The sequence below is a fragment of the Bradyrhizobium sp. Ken51 genome (assembly GCF_055807435.1).
Map to the genome: position 1 here is coordinate 246,298 of NZ_JBVVPB010000005.1, position 18,901 is coordinate 265,198.

An 18,901-nucleotide genomic window follows, 5' to 3' on the forward strand; every position below is an offset into this window, starting at 1 on the left:
GGGGAGGTGGCTCTGGCCGCCGCCACGATCCCGGCCGCACTGCTGCCCACCCTCCTGATTGGCGGGCTTCTTCTTACTTGCCCCTGAGGGCCGGCTGGGCGTCATGCGCCTGGGCGCTCAGGGGTTGGTCGAGATCACCGGACACCTCAAGCGCCCAGAAGACTGTCGGCGCAAAAGCTCAAAAGGAATTTTCGAAATGGCCTCCGTGAACAAGTCCGATAAGGACCGCGTCATCATTTTCGACACCACCCTGCGCGACGGCGAGCAGTGCCCCGGCGCCACCATGACCTTCGAGGAGAAGCTCGAGGTCGCCGAGATGCTGGATGATATGGGCGTCGACGTCATCGAGGCCGGCTTCCCCATCACCTCCGAAGGCGACTTCCAGGCGGTCAGCGAGATCGCCCGCCGCTCCAAGAACGCCATCATCGCCGGTCTGTCCCGCGCCCATCCGGCCGACATCGACCGCTGCGCAGAGGCGGTGAAATTCGCCAAGCGTGGCCGCGTCCACACCGTGATCGCGACGTCGCCGCTGCATATGCGGGTGAAGCTGAACAAGACCCCGGAGCAGGTGCTCGAGACCTCGGTTGCCATGGTCGCGCGTGCCCGCAACCAGATCGACGACGTCGAATGGTCGGCCGAAGACGGCACCCGCAGCGAGATGGACTATCTGTGCCGCATCGTCGAAGCCGTCATCAAGGCCGGCGCCACCACGGTGAACATTCCGGATACCGTCGGTTACACCACACCCGACGAATACACCCACTTCATGAAGACGCTGATCGAGCGCGTGCCGAACTCGGACAAGGCGGTGTTCTCCGTGCACTGCCATAACGATCTCGGCATGGCGGTGGCGAACTCGTTGGCCGGCGTGATCGGCGGCGCACGCCAGGTCGAGTGCACCATCAACGGCATCGGCGAGCGCGCCGGCAATGCCGCGCTGGAAGAGATCGTGATGGCGATCAACGTCCGCAACGACAAATTCCCGTTCTGGAACAAGATCGACACCACGCAGCTCACCCGGGCCTCGAAGGTGGTGTCGGCGGCGACCTCGTTCCCGGTGCAGTACAACAAGGCGATCGTCGGCCGCAACGCGTTCGCGCATGAGAGCGGCATCCATCAGGACGGCGTGCTGAAGGACGCCTCGACCTACGAGATTATGCGGCCCGAGATGGTCGGCCTGAAGCAGTCTTCGCTGGTGCTGGGCAAGCATTCCGGCCGCCATGCCTTCGTGCACAAGCTGGAGGAGATGGGCTACAAGCTCGGCCCGAACCAGCTGGAAGATGCGTTCACCCGGATGAAGGCGCTGGCCGATCGCAAGAAGGACATCTACGACGAGGACATCGAGGCGCTGGTCGACGAGGAAATGGCCGCTTCGCACGACCGCATCAAGCTGACCTCGCTGACCGTGATCGCCGGCACGCATGGCCCGCAGCGCGCGACCATGAAGCTCGACGTCGACGGCCAGATCAAGATTGAGGAGGCCGAGGGCAACGGTCCGGTCGACGCGGTGTTCAACTGCATCAAGCGCCTGGTGCCGCACGAAGCCAAGCTCGAGCTGTACCAGGTCCACGCAGTGACCCAAGGCACCGACGCGCAGGCCGAAGTCTCGGTCCGGCTGTCGCATGAGGGACGTGCGATGACCGCGCGCGCGGCGGATCCGGATACGCTGGTGGCCTCGGCCAAGGCCTATCTCGGCGCGCTGAACAAGATCGTCATGAAGCGTCAGCGCGACACCGTGACGACTGCGGCGGCGAGCTGACGAACGAAGTTTGTCATTCCGGGGCTCGCGAAGCGAGAACCCGGAATCTCGACATTCCGGGTTAGGTCCTAACGGACCTCCCCGGAATGACTCTGCATGTGGCGGCGAATACCTGCCCTGCTAAGGGCCAATAGCGGCTCCGCCTCCCAGCCGCTATTGATGCAACCGGCATAAGGACAGGCCACCCGCGCGACGGGTGGCCCAAACAACAAAGGGAGAGATTATGCGCATCTTCGCGATCGCTGCGTCCATGGCGGTCCTGGCACTTGGCTTGACCGGGCCGGCATCGGCCCAGTCGCCCATCATCATCAAGTTCAGCCACGTGGTGGCTACCGACACGCCGAAGGGCAAGGCGTCGGAGAAGTTCAAGGAGCTTGCCGAGAAGTACACCGGCGGCAAGGTCAAGGTCGAGATCTACCCGAACTCGACGCTTTACAAGGACAAGGAAGAGCTCGAGGCGCTCCAGCTAGGCAGCGTGCAGATGCTGGCGCCGTCCAACTCCAAGTTCGGCCCGCTCGGGATCCGCGAGTTCGAGGTGTTCGATCTCCCGTACATCCTGCCTGATCTGAAGACGCTGCGGAAGGTGACGGAAGGTCCGCTCGGCGCAAGGCTGCTCAAGCTGCTGGACTCCAAGGGCATCACCGGCCTTGCCTATTGGGACAACGGCTTCAAGGAGATGAGCGCCAACAAGAAGCTGGTGACGCCGGCCGACTATCAGGGCGTCAAGTTCCGCATTCAGTCCTCGCGCGTGCTCCAGGCCCAGTTCAAGGCGCTCGGCTCGCTGCCGCAGGTGATGGCGTTCGGCGAAGTCTACCAGGCACTTCAGACCGGCGTCGTGGACGGGCAGGAGAACACCTGGTCGAACATCTATACCCAGAAGATGCACGAGGTGCAGAAGTACATCACCCAGACCAACCACGGTTATATCGGCTACGTCGTGATCGTGAACAAGAAGTTCTGGGACGATTTGCCGGCCGACATCCGCGACCAGCTTACCAAAGCGATGAAGGAAGCGACCGACTTCAACAACACGCAGTCGCAGAAGGAGAACGAGGACGCGCTCGCCGAGATCAGGAAGAGCGGCAAGAGCGAGATCATCAAGCTCACGCCGGAGCAGGACGAGGCGATGCGCAAGGCGATGGAGCCGGTCTACAAGGACGCCGCAGGTCGCATCGGCCAACCGCTGATCGACGAGTTCCAGAAGGAAGCGAAGGGCACGACGAACTGATTTGACCGGACGATGATGGGGCTTCCGTGCGGGCACGGAAGCCCCTTTTGTTGCGAATGATTTCCGATTGCGACTGAACGAAAATTCAGGAGCGTTACATCTTGGAAAGGACGCGCTCCCTGTCCAACTTGTAAGTTGCGCGTAAGCCGCGCTGCGCCCATCCTCACGACATCCTTCCAGAGGAGAGTTCGCATGAGGAAGTTCACCATCGCCGCCATCGCCGTGCTCAGCATCGCCGGCTCGGGCGCGGTCTATGCCCACTATCATCGCCCGTGGATGCACGATCACATGCGCCACATCCGCATGAATCCGGAAGACCGCGCCGCCATGGTCGACGCGCGGATCGCCGCCGTGCATGCCGGGCTGAAGCTCAACGCCGACCAGGAGAAGCTGTGGCCGCCGGTCGAGGCCGCCGTGCGCGACTTCGCCAAGCTGCGCATCGACCGCGCCAATGCGCGGATGAATGCCGGTGCCGGCGATGCCGGCAAGGACGCTAATAAGGACGCCAACAAGGATGCCGACAGGCCGGAGGATCCGGTCGCGCGCCTCCGCCGGCGCGCCGAGGACATGGGGGCGACGTCGGCGGCCCTGAAGAAGATCGCCGATGCCGCCGATCCGCTCTACAAGACCCTGGACGAGGGCCAGAAGCGGCGCCTCGCCGTGCTGACCCGCCACCGCGGCCCGTTCGGCGGCGGCGAAGACGGCCCGCGCCACCACTTCATGGAGCGTGGCATGGACCGCATGATGGAGCGCGGCATGGACCACTTCCACCGTGACCGTTTCGACCGCGACGGCGGCCCGGACCGGGACCGCGAGGGCCGGCTCTGAGCCTGCAAGGGCTGCCGCGATCAACCCTGGCGAAGCCGCTGGAATCCAGCGGCTTTTCGCTTTCTTGGGGGACGTGGGCGAACCCTTGGCATACCCTTGGCATACCCTTGGAAAACTTGCGTGCCATCGCTTGCCAGACCCGGATCGCTTTGCTAAACGACCGGCCTCGCAAGGCTTTAACCGCCTTTCGGGCGCATAGCTCAGTTGGTAGAGCAGCTGACTCTTAATCAGCGGGTCCCAGGTTCGAGCCCTGGTGCGCCCACCAAAAGAAAATACTTATTTTCCAAGACCTTCGCGGAGTGGTCGCCGAGAGCAAAATGGGTCTCGTGCGACGTTTTCCAAATCGACCGCATCGCCAGCGCGGCACGACTTCTCCTCCGTTTTGTATCTACCCGCTCGATAGAGCGTGCAGTCCGAATGGTACAGGCCGATTGGCCGCTCAAGTGGAATAGGATATTAGGGCGAGCACACGGACGATCTGTGCGGGCCGTCCGTACGGAGTAATCGTCCTGCGAACTGTGTGTGTTTACTCGGTCATCAGGGCCGGGCTCGGCAGCGCCGTGATCGACTTCACCTTCTCCATCGCAAAGCGCGAGGTGACGCTTTTGAGCGGCACGGCGTTGATCAGCTTCTTGTAGAACACGTCGTAGCACTGCATGTCGGGGATCACGACGCGCAGCATTGGGGCGTTGGAGTGCCAATTGGCAATCCCGGTTCTTGATCGGTAGTTCCCGTTGTTGGATTGGTATTTGCATTCGGGGCAGCAGCCGACGGGCTCGCTGGCGCGCCCGAGTTCGCCATACTCGCTGCTCCCGCGCCCGAAGGAGATGTTGCGGCCGAACCTCCCGTACCCGTATCGTCATTGAAGTCCGTTTCGGGTCACAAGCGGCGAGCCTAGACGAGCCTTCTCATGTCCGACTATGCCCGTTGCGATGGTCTGGCGATCCTCCGGTGCTAGAGGCCGGAATGCAACAGTCGTGTTTTGTCTCTTTGGTGCGGATGATCGACTGGGAAGGCATGGCGCACGCTGTGCGCCTGTTCGATACGCGGACGCCGCCCAATCGGCTGTCACGGTCAGTGCGTTAGGAGGGACCCCGGTGTTGCGAAATCCAAAGCTTAAATGAACTTCGCTGGGGAGAGAGCGACATGTTATTCTGATCGATAGTCTCTATTTTGATTGTACAGGAGACCGGATCATGATTTCTCAAGATCGGTTTCGCAGCCTCTTTCCTAAATATTTGCTCGCGCTTTTCGTGGCTGTCGCAATCCCGCTAGCCTTCAACGGCGTTATCGAAGGGTGGTTCGGCTATCGCGATCAGCGCGCGAGGCTTGACCAGTGGCTTGGTCTCCAATCAGCATCTGCGGCTGCCGAAATACACGATTTCATCTACGGTGTCACAACTCAGCTTGGATGGCTGGTTCAGCTTCCGTGGACTGAGGAGCCCGACGAACGCCGGCGAACCGACGCGTTGCGCCTCCTTCGCCAGGCGCCCGCCATCACCAGTCTTACGCTCCTCGACGGCAATGGTCTGGAACGTCTCTACATCTCTCGGATCGGCCTCAATCGAATTGAGAGCCGCGCGGATCGATCAGCCGATCCCGCCTTGGCTGGTGCCCGGGTAGCTCAGGTCTGGTTTAGCGAGGTCAGCTACAATCGAGGCTCCGAACCGTACCTGACGGTGTCGATTGTCGGCAATCGACCGGCTGTCGGTGTTGTCGTCGCCGATGTCAACCTTAAGCTGATTTGGGACGTGATCTCCGCGATCAAATTTGGAAAAACCGGCTACGCCTTCGTTCTGGACCGATCGGGCCGCCTAATCGCCCATCCCGACATCAGCCTCGTTCTGCGCGGGGCGGAAGAAGCAACCTCCGAACCTTTCCGCGCTATACGCGACGCTATAGGTCCGGGGCGGGGTTTCGCAACGAGCCGGGATGCACAGGGGCACTATGTTGCTGCCAGCGCGGCTCCCGTACAGGGTCCCGATTGGACCGTCGTGGTCGAGCAGCCCCTATCTGAAGCTTACGCGCCGCTCTATGCCGCCCTATGGCGGACCGTCATGCTTCTGGCAATGAGCAGCATACTCGCAGGCATTCTGGCCTATGTACTGGCGGACCGGATGACGGTGCCGATTAAATTGCTCGAGGAGGGCACGGAGAGGATTGGTGCCGGGTCCTTTGACCACCGCATCTCAATCCACACCCGGGATGAGTTTCAGCGTCTTGCAAACAGTTTTAACAGAATGGCTTCCGAGTTGGAGCAGGCACAACAGCACCAGGAGCGCATAGCCAAGCTCAAGCGTTTCCTTGCCCCCCAGGTCGCCGATCTCGTCGATAGAGCTGGCGACGACAGTGTGCTGGACGGCCGCCGTACGGAAGTCGTCGTTGTGTTCTGCGATCTGAGAGGTTTCACCGCGTTTTCAGCAGGAGCTGCGCCTGAAGAGGTCATGAGCGTACTGTCGGAGTACTATGAAACCCTCGGCAGGGTCATTGCGGAATTTGAAGCAACGCTGATTAACTTCTCTGGGGACGGGCTGATGGTTTTGGTGAACGCACCAGTCCCCATCGAAGAGCCCGCCTTGAGAGCAATCGATCTCGCCGTCGACATGCAGAGGAACGTGCAAGCCCTGATCGCCGGCTGGCGATCGCATGGCTACCACGTTGGTTTCGGAGTCGGCCTTGCTAGCGGGCCCGCGACAGTCGGCCGGATCGGCTACAAGGACCGGCTCGACTACACTGCCATTGGCAGTGTTGTGAATCTCGCTGCCCGACTGTGCGCATCTGCCGCAGACAAGGAAGTTCTGATCGACGCCGAAGTCGCAGCAGCCGCCAAGGGCAAACGGCCCCTTGAGGAGCTTGGGGACCGCAAAATCAAAGGATTCGACGAAGCTATTCCGATCTTCGGGATATCCTTCAGCTGTCTCTAGCAGAGCCTGACCGCCGGATGCCTGCACAATCTCGTCGAGGACTGTCTGGGCATTCAGGGCTATGCTGTGGCAATCGGCCGACGGCAGCGGATCGTAGCCATGAGGTGCGCCAACTCCAGAGCGGTAACGCTACGAAGACGTGCCAAGCGGCGTGATGTCCTGCTTCTGATGGCAGGTATTGCGACGTGGACAACTAAATCGTTTGCGCAGAAACCCTCCTTGCCCGTCATTGGCTATCTTTGTCCAGAATCGCCCGAGCTCTTTGCCACTCGACTTCAGGCTTTTCAGCAGGGGCTTGGAGAAGCCGGCTTTGTCGAGGGCCGCAATGTAAAAATCGACTATCGATGGGCCCGCGGTGAGTATTCCCGATTGCGTGCGTTGGCAGCCGAACTGGTCGCCCGCAATGTGGATATCATCGTAGCGCCTGGGGGCGCTCCCGTGGCACTTGCCGCGAAAGCTGTGAGTTCGACCAAGACCATCGTTTTTGAGATGGGCGGCGACCCCGTCCAGCTACAGGTGGTCGATAGCTTGTCCCGGCCGGGCGGAAACATGACGGGAGTTTCGAGCCTGAGTGTCGACGTCTCGCCAAAGCGGCTTGAACTTATGTGCGACCTGGTGCCCACGGCGACGAAACTGACGGTTGTCGCCAACCCGACAAGTCCGACCGCACAGTCACAATTACAGAAGCTTCACGCAGCTGCAGGCACCTTGGGCGTTCGATTAGATATTTTGGACGCAAGCAAGGAGGATGAGTTTGAAACGGTGTTCGATACCGTGGCTAAGGACACGGCAAGTGGACTTGTATTTACCTCCGATCCCTACTTTGCCTTTCGCAGTTCGCAGTTGGCTTATCTCGCGACAAAGTATCGTGTGCCCGCGATCACACAGACCCGAGACTTTCCCGTTGCTGGAGGTTTGATGAGCTATGGAGGAGATTTCATGCAATCGCATCGGCGCGCGGGGCTCTATGCTGGAAGGGTACTGTTGGGGGAGAAACCTTCTGATCTTCCAGTCCAACTCGTTACGAAGGTGGAACTCGTTATCAACTTGAAGGCGGCCAAACTGCTAGGTCACGCGTTCTCCTCTGCATTCGTTGCCGGCGCAGATGAGGTGATCGAGTAAACTACGCGGTCCGGCTGTCGTCGGCTCTCATAGACTATCTTGGACGGCTAATTGTTCGTGTCACCTCACGAAGTAGACCTTGCGCCGCTCCGAGCTACAGTCAGCATGAGCCAACGTGGCGATCTGCCGAATTCACACAAGCAAGCCTCTGAAATAAAGACCGTCCGACGACGGTCTTTATTTCGACAAGTTGTTCCAGCCAGGCGATGCGTAGACGGTCTACTTGCCGTCGACGGACTATCGCCCGGGATTTCGGCTGACCGGAGACTTGGCGCGATCAGCTGGCTAAGGTCGCGCTTCAAGAATCATGTTGAAAGGGGTCTCCGTAGCCCGACGCACGCTCGAGAACCCGCCACTGTGGATGACTTCGCGCAATTTTGCTTCACCCGCCTGTGCACCAAGAGCTGCGCCAACCTCTAGAGATCGTGAAGTAGGCTGGCAGATCATGGTCGAGCCAGCGTAGTAGAGACGCCCGACCGGGTTCATATCTGCTCCAGAGTATCGCCTGCCATCGGCTCAACAATCATCCAGGTCCCATCGGATTTCAGCGATTGACGAATGTGAGCGGCGGCGCCGGCCGGGTCTCCCATGTCATGCAGACAATCGAAGCAGGTTACGAGATCGAAGTCTTAGGACGACTTGTGTCGGTGCTGTCGCCGTCATGGCGTATCAAGACCGATCGACTGCAGTAGGTTTCCGTCCACTCAGCGGGCGGGGCGGCGGACGCTTTGGCAAGATGATCCCGCAACACGATGGAGTGGTCACAGGCGACCGTACTGCATCCTTGGCGCGCCGCTCTGCAATTTTGATTTTGGATCGAAGGTCTTCGAGTTCTGAGAACTTAGAAGCGATTTCGTTCAATCGCTGGGCAAATCGGAATTTGTGGAAATTCTGCAAATGCGCCTCCCATCACGCCATTCTGAAAAATTCACTAAGAGCGGCGAGGCGGATTAAAGCAAGTGATCTGTAAAGCTATCGGTCCTGCCACCGCTCGCGCTGCTATCAGTTCCGAAAATGGAACTGCAGTTTGTCGCGCGCCATTGGGCCCCTCGATTTTAGCAACATGCGCAGAGCTTCAATGTGAAGCCTTCCCTTCGCATCGCTTGTAGAATTGCTCCACGCTGGCTCAGCCAAACCTTACGGGGAAAGCAGGGAACTACGAAAGGCACGTGGCAATTGCGAGAATGACGTCGGCGCCGAAGTCTCCCGAATACATGGAAACCAGAAATCCCGCGCCGAGAGCAGCTACAATCACTTTGAGCGTCATCATTTGACATCCCCTCTTAAGTCGCGAAGACAAATATAGGCTCGGTCTGTTTCCGGGGTGCTTCGGGGCTTCAGCAAACGGTTTCGTTCACCGAGGTGTTATCAACCGGGGCCTAAGAGGATTCTCGGCTGACTATGCCCTGGGGGTAATCGAGCGTAGCCAAACGGAAAGCAAAGAGGCCCCCGCCGAAGACAATCAGCGCGCTCCAAGCGCTGATGTTATCCGGGCGCCGATAATGCAAGGCCGACAAGCGACGACAACGAGGCGCCTGGGTACTTGGCGTCATATGAAGGGCGCGCCTCGCAACTCTCAAAAATTGGGAAGACGCCACTAGCTCGCTAGCGAACGTGGTTATTCCAGTGCGGGCGGAGCAAAGGAACAAGGCACGCGAAGCGAGAGTTTGTGATCGTTTGCATGCACGGGAAGCAAAGCCGAGCGTGCGCTCCAGACGGTGCACGCTGGCGGGCCGGCACCCGCTTTGATCACGTGTACCAAATTGGGTACACGCTCAGGCGGCGATTTTCGGCGCTTTCACCGCTCCAATTCCTTGATGGCGTCCTTTAGCAGTTCGAGAAGCCGGATTTCACATGCCCCCATGACGAACTGATCGGCGTCGTCAGGCACGACGATCTGCCCCTGCACGTGTCCATCGTGGGATTGGATGATGAAGTCTCGGGCCTTGCACGCTTCGTTGCGGACGTTCGTCATCGCCTCAAGCAGGCCCCATTCGATTTTGACAGCCATTGCTAACCCTCGCTCTTGGGGGCACGCGCGTGAGCTACCGTGAGTCATGAGAGTTGAGAAGCGGCAAAGCCGGCAGATCGATCGGCTCGCCCGGAGGTCGATCAACTCTGTTCGCTTTCGTCCGCTGACGAGGACACCGATATAGCCGGCACCCACCAGTAGGGTCCCTGCGATCATCAGCTAGTGGGGAAATGAAGGACATGATCCTGCCCTTGAATACAGGCGCTATGACAAACCTATCAACCATTTCGTGATTGTACAAATCAAATATTTAATTTATTTAATTGGTGTATTGAAATGTCGATTGTGAAATATTAAATGTGCGGGGTGCACTTCAGCACAGGACCTTCCGACCAGCACCCCTATGATCGCGGGCTGGGTGCGCCCCCTGCGCCGCGTCCTCCGCCAAGTCGGCCGATCGACGCCGGGCCCGAGGCCGCGAACGACAACACGGGCGCCTGGCCTCTGCTATCGTTTCCTGATGGCTGGTACGCCACCTGCTGAGTTGGACGCAGCGTCTGCCTCTATGCTCGGCAACCGGCAAAGCGGGCACCTGGCCGGACCGGGCTGAGCCTGCCCGGCGTGGCCCGCATGTCTTCGAGGCATTGCTGAACCACCTGCCCGCCAAGTTGGTGCGCGCACCTACGACACCAACGCCTACTTAGCTCAACCGAGCCAGCGAAGGTTAAACAGCGTCCCATTGGAGGGGTCCTAAGGCCCGCGATTGCAACCCAAGATTCCTAGCAGTCGTCGTCCCAACATGACATAATGATTCTTATTTGCGTTTCGGAGGGAAAGCCCGATGCGCTTGGCATTGCCTTATCTCGGAATTTGTCTCTGCGCGTCACTCGCGGCGTGGTTCTCCTTCACGCTGATCTATTGACCGAGCAGATCATCGCCAGTTGACAGCAGCCCCATGTAGGTACCGCTCTCATGCAGTTCCGGCCAGCCCGACGGCGCACCTGATGCCCGCGGCGTGGCCTGACTTGCCCGCGACTGTCATGCCAGTTCGGGACGATATGCACAGATCCTGCAGCGCTGCATGCCGAGCAGACCAGGCGCACGCCGACGCGCGACCACGGCTGATCCTGCGGGAGCGTATCGAACCGCACGTCCACCCTGTGCGATCGCAGCGGCCGTTCAGGCATCGATATTGCAAGTCATATGGCCGTCGGCGAGCCATTCCGCAGGGCTGTGGGGCGGAGAATGGCCTGCCCATTTCGTGTATCGGCGAGTGCGCGTGCCGCCATCCGAGCGGCATCCCAAGTGGCGCGCAAATTATCGATTCCTAGTAGCTCGGAACGCGCTCAAGCTACCGCTTGTCGTAAGTTGGGAAAAGTTGCTTGAAGCTCTGACGGTTTACGCTGGCAGGTGACCTCAGAACCCCGGTAGTCGAATCCGCCGCAAACGAAGCGCGGCTCGATATCCGACAAGCGGACATCGTCCGGCCAGCGATCGGCGCTGAGAGCAACGTTATGACCGCAATGGGAATAGACCAGGACGCCACGCAGGCCATTTCCGCGCATCTGGCCGAAGGTGATATTGATCGGCCGGACGTCGGCGTGTGGCGGCGGACGGAGCGGGACATGCCGCTATCAAAGCGGCATCCTAGTTACCTCGCAAATCATCGAATCCTAGTTGGTCGAGGCGCCCCCGCGAGCTACTGCGCGTTGTGGGTTGAAAATGGGCACGTGTGAACTAACTCACAAGCGACGAGCGCGCGGGCTGCTACAAAGGCGTCATTGCTTGATCAATTCATTTGAGAACACCCCAGTGCTCCCTCCAAGGCACTGGGGTTTTTCATTGGATCAGGCATAAAGCCGACCGCCACCGATCCGCACCCGCACGGGGCTGACCACCTATTGATCGTCAGGGCCTGCGTGAGTCTGATCGGCCGCATGGGGCAGCATCAGCACGATATGGACGAGCTCGCGTGCATGGAGCGCATCTGCCCGGTGTTGGCGGAGCAGACAAGGGTGCCGGCGAGGGCCGGTGCACTGCGCGAATTGGCTGAAAATCACGGCCTCAAGGTTGCGAAGAGGACCGTGATCAGGATCGTAGATTGCTCCCGGCGCAGGCGGAAAAGACGAGCCATTCGGGCGGTTGACAGGACACCCCTTCCGCCCCACTGGTTGTCCACGCAAACCGTAGGACGGATCTCGCACGGCACGCAAAGTCCAAGCCGCTTGCGGTCGAAGCGGCGGCAACTCCACGATTTGAACGTACGGTGGGGCAGGGGAGTGAACGTTTCTTTGATTGGCTCCAATCGGACGCCGATTGCTGAAGCTAGCTCAAACTTGCCCATGATGGACTGGACCGAGTTCAAATTTTCCAATTGGTAGAAGGCGGCGTGTGCACGACGTGTGCACCGAAAGATCAAGAAAAATCTAACAACGGCAAGCTTTAGCGGTTGCTCCGAAGCGCGTTGTAAAGGGGACGCGAGGGGATGTGGTCGAATCGACGTGAAAAGCCGCGTACTGCAATCCAAAAGCTACACTCGCTCATGGGAAACGGAGAATGGACAAGCTCTTCGTATTGATGTCGGAAAGGGGCTCGCTTGGTTCGGTACGAGAACAAAGTATCGAAATGTCGGGATTCGAGTCCCTCTCCCGCTACCACGTATCCCCCACTATTGCGGTGGGCCTCAGAAAGACCTCCCCGCCTTTTAGTGTGGCGAGCTTGCCTTTCACTTCGACCTCGAAGCCTTTCCAAGCCCCCTTTAGAGGGACGGTGACGCTGTGAAGTTCACTCCCTTCAGGGCAGTCGAGCTGCACAGTCTCCACGCTCGTTCGCTAACGCAGGCTAAATCGGGTTCCGGTCACTCCTCGGGGGTCTGCTGCCCCGCGTCTGGCCGTCGCTGCGATTGAGTGCTCGGCGGCGATTGCAATGCAGGCACAGACGAGGCGCGTCGCTCCGCCTCTTGGACTTTATGCCGGAGATCTTCCAGATCTGACAGTTGGGAAAAGAGGTCGTTCAACCGTTGGACAAGAAGGATCGAGCGATAACCTTGCATCAACGCCCTCCTGAGGCCTGCAGTTATCCCGACAGCAAAAGGACCCCAGCTCCAGGGCGGTGAAGCTGGGGCTGTTAAGCTGCCTTGGCGAAGGCAGCCGCCCCTTTGGGGGAGGGGCACGGGAAAACTTGGCAATCGGCAAGTCGTTCCTAGCCAAAAAAATGAGCCCCAGCTCCGGTTCAATGGGAAGAGCTGGGGCCCGGCTGGATTGAATTACCCACTTGGGGGATGGCATTGGAAAAATTGGTAATCGACGAGCCGTTCCAACTGCCATGCCGCCAAAAATGTTAGCGGCCTCTGTCGTCCTTGCCGTTGGGGCTGCCATCGCCGCCGCCGTTACCCCAGCCATTGTTGCCGTGGACCGCGCTCGCACCCGATTTAGCAATCGCATCGGACGTGAGGGAAGTGGAGAGCAGTAGCGTCATGGATGGAGGTGTCACGGCAGCGAACTTTCCGCAGGTCTTCAGAAATTCGCGGCGGTCGTCCTGGTCAGGCATGGGTTCTCTCCGGGGCTGGCAGAAGATTAAATACCTTAAATTCAATTAAATCAATATCCTATGTTAATAGGCTCGTCACGAAGTACGACCATAAGATTCGGCACCAGGTGTTCGCTCTTCGCTACTCCCATCATGGAGCCGAGCCCATCAGCCCCGCCGCGAGGTAAAGGATATATCTAGCCGCGCCTGGCGAGTAGCCAGTCGCGCTGTTTCCTCCGCGTTCGGCTCCGTGGAAAGTAACACATAGAGCTCGTTCGTGGTCTCGCCTCCCACCCTTGACCTCCCTGCCCGACGTCCAATTGGTCCAGATGTCGGCAAAGCACAGTGAGGGGCGGGTCTCGTCTCCGGCTACGGCGTTGTTGAACTCGCTGAACGACCTGAACGGCACCACACATCGGTGCTCCGGAGCCGGCCATCGCGTCCAAAGTTTGCTTTTCACGTTGCCCATGTTGGTGGTCCAGAATCCGGCTCCATCCAGAGCAATTCCTTGAAGTCGACCGCTTGCCCGTGGCCTCCAGCTTCCGCGGCTCGCTTCATGGTCGCCTCCATGAGCTCGTGCGCCGAGGAGTGGTCAATCGATAGGCGGTCTCGACCGATCGAAAGCGCGACTGGACGACTATAAATTAGATTGAAATTCCAAATTGAATTTGGTTTAATATAGAAAATTAAATCGAGGTTGTATTTTCGAGGTTTGAGATCATGCCTCATTCTCCGTCCATCGTGCCCCATCCATATTCACGTGACGTCTATCTTGTGCTTGAGGATTTCGGAGGTGGGCTCGGACGTGCCTGGAGCGAAACCTCCGAAGACGACGTTGGTCGAGCGACGCTGATGCGCCAAATAATGGAAGGCCAATACAAGCATCCTGCTCGGATCGTAGTCTTCAACACGGTAGAGGGCTGGTCCCGTGATGTAACTGTAGAGATTGCAGATGAACTGCGCCGGTGTTTTGTCGAGTTCGATGACATTGCCCCAGCCGCGTTGGAATTCATCGAGAGAGTTGGAAGGAGTTGATTGTGGTGCCCGCCCGTACCTTAGTTGCGCTAATCTCACCAGTTTATCAGACATGAGGATGCTGCGGCAGCACGAACGAACAAGCTACCTCGGCGAGGCGTGAGACGAGCCTGGTGGGGTATAAGGCCAGCCCGTTATTATGTTTGATTGTGTTTGGAGCTGCCATGTCGGTGGGTTGGGATCGCGCTGTTGAATGGGACGGAAAGGTCCTCACGGGTTGGGTGGTCGTAAATGGCGTGGCCACCAAAGTGACTGCGGACCGAGCGACGATCCATGCCCGTGCTGCAGGGTTTAGCGATGCGCTTAGCTGGGAGATTAAGCGCTTTCGGACGGAAATCTTTGAAAAGCTGATGCCATTCTTCGTTCGTCAGGACAGTTGATGGCAAGCTATGACCTTGCGCGTTCGGGTTTTTCCGCAGTGATGGACAACGTCGGACGCCTTCCTCATCTGCGAGATGACAAGCGTGGTACAGCGCAGCCAGGAAAGAGTTCATTTTTCGGTGGCCGAAGGGAACAGGGCGACACGCACCTCCAATCCGTCGTTCGCAAAATCGCTGAAGAAATCGGCATAATGATCCCGCCAGAACATTTCCAGTATTTAGCGCGGTTTGACATACCTCACTCGGAGAATATCGCAGTGTTTGAAAAGGCGTGTATTTCCTTTTCGCGCGGCATAAACGGATCCGCGCCGGATACTGCGGAAAGTGAGCCGTTGATCGTTGAGGCCGAGGAGGTGGCGGCATTCGAGACAACTCACGTCTCTTGCGGCCGTCGTGGTCCACCGTTTCCTGGCCTCCCGCAATGACTGATGGCTGCAAGCGGGTTCTTTTTCTTTGTACTGGCAACTATTACCGCAGCCGGTTTGCGGAGGAACTATTCAATCACCTTGCTGAACAAGAGGAATTGCCTTGGCGAGCATTCTCCAGAGGCGCTGCCGAAAGGGGGGCGCCGGAGAACACGGGATCCATCTCCCGCTTTGCGCTCGAGGCGTTGCAAGCACTGGGAATTAGCCCGAGCAGGGCTGATGAACTTCCGCAGCCGTGCACCTTAGCTGACTGCCGGCAAGCAGATATCGTCATAGGATTGAAAGAGGCGGAGCATCGATCGATGGTCGAACGCCGCTTTCCGGCCGTCGCGGATCGGGTCCTATATTGGCAAGTGGACGATCTCGACGTCGCCGAGCCCGGCGATGCCCTGCCACACCTGGAGCTAATGGTCGCGAACCTGATCGCTATGTTGCGAACGGACGACCCGCGGTCCTAAAGGCCTGCCGGCGAGCCCGAGGCAGGAACGGTAGGAGGCGCGGGGCAGCCTCCGCTCGATGGCGAGTCGTCAAGGTCCACGTTCATAGTCGCCAGGATGTAGCCGAAGGGTGACGCAAGGCATTCAGTTCCTCGACCTCGCTCTCCATCCGTGTTCCCCATGCGGAATCGTTGCGGTGATCTCGACGTCATTGCCCGCCGACACGCGCCAGGCTGCCACCCCGAAGCACAAGGTCAGGGTCAGGGCGAGGGCAAGCAGAAGCATAGAGACGAAATGGCTCACGCGCGTGTACCCGCAAATCTGAAACCAGTTGAGAGCGTGCACAGAGGCCCGATTCGGAAAATGCAGACGATCTGACGCATCGGCCGTTTTCCCCATCCTTACACGGGGCCAAAAGCGCTCACGATCCCGATCGTGATCGGCACGAGCGCGACCACCACCCACAAAGCGGGCGAGTTGGAGGACAGGCCAACGACCAGTATCAAAACACCGATACCCACGAGGGCCGCTGAGATTGCGTAGGCGACTGCCTTTTCCATCTGTCGATCCACGACAACAAGGGATCGGTCGCACAAGCAGGACTCGAGGCAAATCGAAACGTTCCTTTCTCGATTTAATTCGGTTTCAAATTCTATTTAATTCGGTTTTTGCGACTTAATTTCGCCAAATTAAAAGGCGCTTTCTGCGCACTGGGGCAGGGCTATTAACCCGGAGTCCTGCATGTTCAATCGAGTAGTCGTAGCTTTGGTGCTCGTTTTTGCGACATCCATTTCTTCTGAAGCGCGCCCCTTGCGCGCCGCTTCGCCACCAGAATGCAACGTGATTATGCCGTGCGACTTTTCATCTTCGCTGGTGCAGGCGCAGAGATATACGAGACCGGCACCGCGCCTGCAGCGAAGTGCCGTTGCTAGCCTACGGATGTCTGTGGCCAGCTCAGGGGCCTTAACTAGTGAGATCGTCAGCGGTCGTCCGGCCGGTTGCCCTCGCTCGTTCTGCGGATGTGGTGCGGCGATACGAGTGTTTGGTCGGGTAGTACCGGAACTGAACCTCGCAGCCAATTGGCTGCGCTTTCCCCGCACCTCGCCAGCACCGGGAATGGTTGCCGCGCGACGTGGACACGTCTTCGTCCTTGAACAGCACATCGCCGGTGACATCTGGAAGGCGTACGATGCCAACTCAGGTGGGCACGCAACGCGAATTCACCCGCGCTCCCTGCGAGGGTACACCATCGTCAACCCTCATGCGGCCTAGGGCCATCGCGCAGCGTTCCCATTAGATTTTTCTCGCCACGTTCCGGAGCATTCGGCTCGCGGCTTCCGCCCAAAAAAAGGGCCGCAGCGGTTTTCGCTGCGGCCCTGAAGTGGCAACTTGATTCTGCGCCGGCTTGTTCTCGCAGTTTGTCCCGAACACCGAGGTTGATAGGTCCGCCATCATGGAAAGCTTCAATGCAGCCAAGGCGTTCCATGACGATCATTGGTGTTCACTTCAGAACGATAGAATTCGACGATGCGGTGCTTCATTGAGACCCGGACACGATAACCAGCGGATATCCACGCTCTCGCTTGAGGACCTGCTCTCTTCAGTGTGCTCCACCACGCAGTGAAGGTGTAGGCCGATCTCGGCAGAGGCTTCCCCAAGATCGCTTCAATTTCTGAAAAGGTCAGGCGGAGACTTTGACCGTTCTCCGTTCGGAGCCTTTCATGCAATGGCTGGTACATCGACCTCGGCATGCGAGCACTATGTCGACAAAATGGGCCGGCTGCCCGGCATTAGAATAGCAGTCTGGTGCATATAGAGCGCAGAGGCAAAAGGCATTATCATTCTGGTCTGCAAGACCTCGCGGAGCCTGACGCAGCGATGTCTCTTCAGTGTTCCCTTAGCTCTAGGTCTCTCAGCAGCACGTGGAGAAAGTCGCTGGCGTGGTCATAGCGTTTACGACCATTCACGATCTTGCGGGTGCGCTGCTCCAGTGTGTTGGCGATGGCTTCCGCGCCGGGTAGATCAGCCTGGTGCGACCACTGCTGTAGCAGCCGATCCGGAATGTCTTGAGCGGATCCAAACAGCTTCAACACACAATATTCGCCATCGTGCTTGCGATCAGCTTTCACAGAAAAAGCGAATAACCCTCGAAAGGTATTACGGGAAACGGCAGGTTTTGCCATTGACATCCCCCAACGTAAAATCGACTCGATTTAAGTCTAGAAATCTGACGCGTTAACAAAATAAAATCCAGTGGAATTTAATCGCTTGCGTTCGAAAAAGAGGTCATCAGAACTGACGTAAATCGAAGCACCGTGTGTCACAGCTCGCGCCGTCCTGCGTCTCCGATACCCTACGCTGCTACGGGACAGTCGACCTTAGCAGGCGGCCGGGTAGGACGGGCGGGCCAAGGGCTGCCCCGCAAATTGCTACCAGACCTCGCAAGTGACTGAGACGAACCGATGTTCGCTCAACCCTCTCCCGAAGTCGCTCTCGTGCGCATGATCAGACAGTCGGTCTGGCGCTGCCCGGTGAATAGCGCGCGATAGATCTGTCCCCGATCGAGGCCAGTTCAATTTTGCATCGGCTGCGGCGACCCACTCGATCGGAGTGGCGCGACCGCAGGCCGGCACCTAGCCGCTCGATAGGCATTGTCTGGTCGCCATTTTATGGTTTGACGTAGGTCCATCCCTGCTCCTGCAACTGCATCACCCTAACGACGCCCGACCTCACCACTTGGGCTTGGGCAACGATCGGAATGTCTTTGTTTTCGGCCTTTTGCATTTTCTCTTGCGTGTTTCCACAGGCTTTGAATGATACTTCCGGCGTGCTCAGAGCCATTTCCTCAATTCGCGCTTTCACCGGCGACGTGTCATCGCGGAGCATATGGAGGCCGGGGCCGAAGGTAATCACCTCAACTTTCACTCCTTCACCAACCTCATTGTAGTATTGCGCGACGTTGAGTGCGTTGTTCAATGCAAGATTCATTGACGCGGAGTCGCTTGTGTTGACCTGAAGGATTAAGCGGTGCTCTTTCTTGGCAGCAGACGATGGCGCGATGCGCGCCAGCTCAAATTGTTTTGGCGTCGCGGTCCGCGCCGATGAATTCGCGTGCGTTCTTGCCACGCCATGTGTTGAGGCTGCAGGCAAACTAGGTGCCGGGAGCAGGCGAGCCTCCTGTGCCGCGGAACTAGACAGCCCGACCAGGAGCGAGATGATTGTCGCGATCATCGCTGTGATAATCTTCGGAAATTTGGGCATTG

At 58.6% G+C, this 18,901-nt stretch carries 16 protein-coding genes, 1 tRNA gene and 3 pseudogenes; 10 read left to right on the top strand and 10 right to left on the bottom strand.

The features are described 5' to 3' along the window. Nucleotides 1-196 precede the first annotated feature (196 nt). From AC0L27_RS12310 to AC0L27_RS12325, 4 genes are all read left to right on the top strand, one after another. A complete protein-coding gene (locus AC0L27_RS12310; protein WP_354060765.1) occupies nt 197-1,759 on the top strand; it encodes a 2-isopropylmalate synthase in 1,563 nt (520 codons plus the stop codon). A gap of 223 nt (nt 1,760-1,982) precedes the next feature. After that, a complete protein-coding gene (locus AC0L27_RS12315; RefSeq protein WP_275173760.1) occupies nt 1,983-2,987 on the top strand; it encodes a TRAP transporter substrate-binding protein in 1,005 nt (334 codons plus the stop codon). Nucleotides 2,988-3,179: 192 nt separating this feature from the next. Then, nucleotides 3,180-3,815 carry a Spy/CpxP family protein refolding chaperone gene (locus tag AC0L27_RS12320; RefSeq protein WP_473319194.1) on the top strand — a complete coding sequence of 212 codons (636 nt, stop codon included), beginning with the start codon at nt 3,180-3,182 and terminating at the stop codon, nt 3,813-3,815. Nucleotides 3,816-4,004: 189 nt separating this feature from the next. Next, nucleotides 4,005-4,080, top strand: a tRNA-Lys gene (locus AC0L27_RS12325). 261 nt (nt 4,081-4,341) lie between these two features. Here AC0L27_RS12325 and AC0L27_RS12330 read toward each other — a convergent pair. Further along, nucleotides 4,342-4,497: pseudogene (locus tag AC0L27_RS12330) on the bottom strand (transcriptional regulator); the annotation flags it as partial. 514 nt (nt 4,498-5,011) lie between these two features. On the opposite strand from AC0L27_RS12330, the gene AC0L27_RS12335 reads away from it, so the two are divergent. After that, nucleotides 5,012-6,739, top strand: coding sequence for a cache domain-containing protein (locus AC0L27_RS12335; protein ID WP_473319195.1), 1,728 nt, complete (start codon nt 5,012-5,014; stop codon nt 6,737-6,739). Nucleotides 6,740-6,907: 168 nt separating this feature from the next. Next, nucleotides 6,908-7,861, top strand: coding sequence for an ABC transporter substrate-binding protein (locus tag AC0L27_RS12340; protein WP_354060771.1), 954 nt, complete (start codon nt 6,908-6,910; stop codon nt 7,859-7,861). Nucleotides 7,862-8,146: 285 nt separating this feature from the next. On the opposite strand, the pseudogene AC0L27_RS12345 reads toward AC0L27_RS12340, so the two are convergent. The 5 genes and pseudogenes from AC0L27_RS12345 to AC0L27_RS12365 form a co-directional block, all read right to left on the bottom strand. Further along, nucleotides 8,147-8,490: pseudogene (locus tag AC0L27_RS12345) on the bottom strand (SAM-dependent methyltransferase); the annotation flags it as partial. Nucleotides 8,491-9,659: 1,169 nt separating this feature from the next. After that, on the bottom strand, nt 9,660-9,872 hold the full coding sequence (locus AC0L27_RS12350) for a hypothetical protein (protein WP_275173764.1): 213 nt from the start codon (nt 9,870-9,872) through the stop codon (nt 9,660-9,662). A 3,300-nt stretch (nt 9,873-13,172) separates the two neighbouring features. After that, nucleotides 13,173-13,382 (bottom strand): hypothetical protein, encoded by a 210-nt coding sequence (locus AC0L27_RS12355; protein ID WP_275173765.1) that lies wholly within the window; start codon nt 13,380-13,382, stop codon nt 13,173-13,175. A gap of 213 nt (nt 13,383-13,595) precedes the next feature. Beyond that, a pseudogene (locus AC0L27_RS12360) lies at nt 13,596-13,949 on the bottom strand (SOS response-associated peptidase); the annotation flags it as partial. A gap of 168 nt (nt 13,950-14,117) precedes the next feature. Beyond that, a complete protein-coding gene (locus AC0L27_RS12365; protein WP_473319197.1) occupies nt 14,118-14,450 on the bottom strand; it encodes a hypothetical protein in 333 nt (110 codons plus the stop codon). 110 nt (nt 14,451-14,560) lie between these two features. Between AC0L27_RS12365 and AC0L27_RS12370 the strand changes: the two genes are divergently transcribed. The 3 genes from AC0L27_RS12370 to AC0L27_RS12380 are packed head-to-tail and all read left to right on the top strand — an operon-like array spanning nt 14,561 to nt 15,659. After that, entirely contained in the window at nt 14,561-14,776 is a 216-nt protein-coding gene (locus tag AC0L27_RS12370) for a hypothetical protein (protein WP_275173767.1), read from the top strand. After that, a complete protein-coding gene (locus tag AC0L27_RS12375; RefSeq protein ID WP_473319198.1) occupies nt 14,776-15,201 on the top strand; it encodes an NUDIX domain-containing protein in 426 nt (141 codons plus the stop codon). The genes AC0L27_RS12370 and AC0L27_RS12375 overlap by 1 nt, the downstream gene beginning before the upstream one ends. Further along, on the top strand, nt 15,198-15,659 hold the full coding sequence (locus AC0L27_RS12380) for an arsenate-mycothiol transferase ArsC (RefSeq protein WP_275173769.1): 462 nt from the start codon (nt 15,198-15,200) through the stop codon (nt 15,657-15,659). The genes AC0L27_RS12375 and AC0L27_RS12380 overlap by 4 nt, the downstream gene beginning before the upstream one ends. A 380-nt stretch (nt 15,660-16,039) precedes the next feature. Here the strand turns inward: AC0L27_RS12380 and AC0L27_RS12385 are convergent, their stop codons facing one another. Next, nucleotides 16,040-16,198 carry a hypothetical protein gene (locus tag AC0L27_RS12385; protein WP_275173770.1) on the bottom strand — a complete coding sequence of 53 codons (159 nt, stop codon included), beginning with the start codon at nt 16,196-16,198 and terminating at the stop codon, nt 16,040-16,042. A gap of 181 nt (nt 16,199-16,379) precedes the next feature. Here AC0L27_RS12385 and AC0L27_RS12390 point away from each other — a divergent pair, with 181 nt between their 5' ends. Then, the gene (locus AC0L27_RS12390) at nt 16,380-16,910 is read left to right on the top strand and encodes a hypothetical protein (RefSeq protein ID WP_275173771.1); all 531 of its coding nucleotides are present in this window, start codon (nt 16,380-16,382) and stop codon (nt 16,908-16,910) included. Between the two features lie 191 nt (nt 16,911-17,101). Here the strand turns inward: AC0L27_RS12390 and AC0L27_RS12395 are convergent, their stop codons facing one another. The 3 genes from AC0L27_RS12395 to AC0L27_RS12405 all read right to left on the bottom strand — a co-directional run bounded on the left by AC0L27_RS12395 (nt 17,102) and on the right by AC0L27_RS12405 (nt 18,899). Then, nucleotides 17,102-17,389, bottom strand: a complete 288-nt coding sequence (locus tag AC0L27_RS12395) for a DUF7662 domain-containing protein (RefSeq protein WP_473319200.1) — start codon at nt 17,387-17,389, stop codon at nt 17,102-17,104. Between the two features lie 135 nt (nt 17,390-17,524). Continuing rightward, nucleotides 17,525-17,821 carry a hypothetical protein gene (locus tag AC0L27_RS12400; protein WP_354208751.1) on the bottom strand — a complete coding sequence of 99 codons (297 nt, stop codon included), beginning with the start codon at nt 17,819-17,821 and terminating at the stop codon, nt 17,525-17,527. A gap of 484 nt (nt 17,822-18,305) precedes the next feature. Further along, nucleotides 18,306-18,899: a DsrE family protein gene (locus AC0L27_RS12405; protein ID WP_473319202.1), complete on the bottom strand. Its 594-nt coding sequence runs from the start codon at nt 18,897-18,899 to the stop codon at nt 18,306-18,308. Between the last annotated feature and the right edge of the window lie 2 nt (nt 18,900-18,901).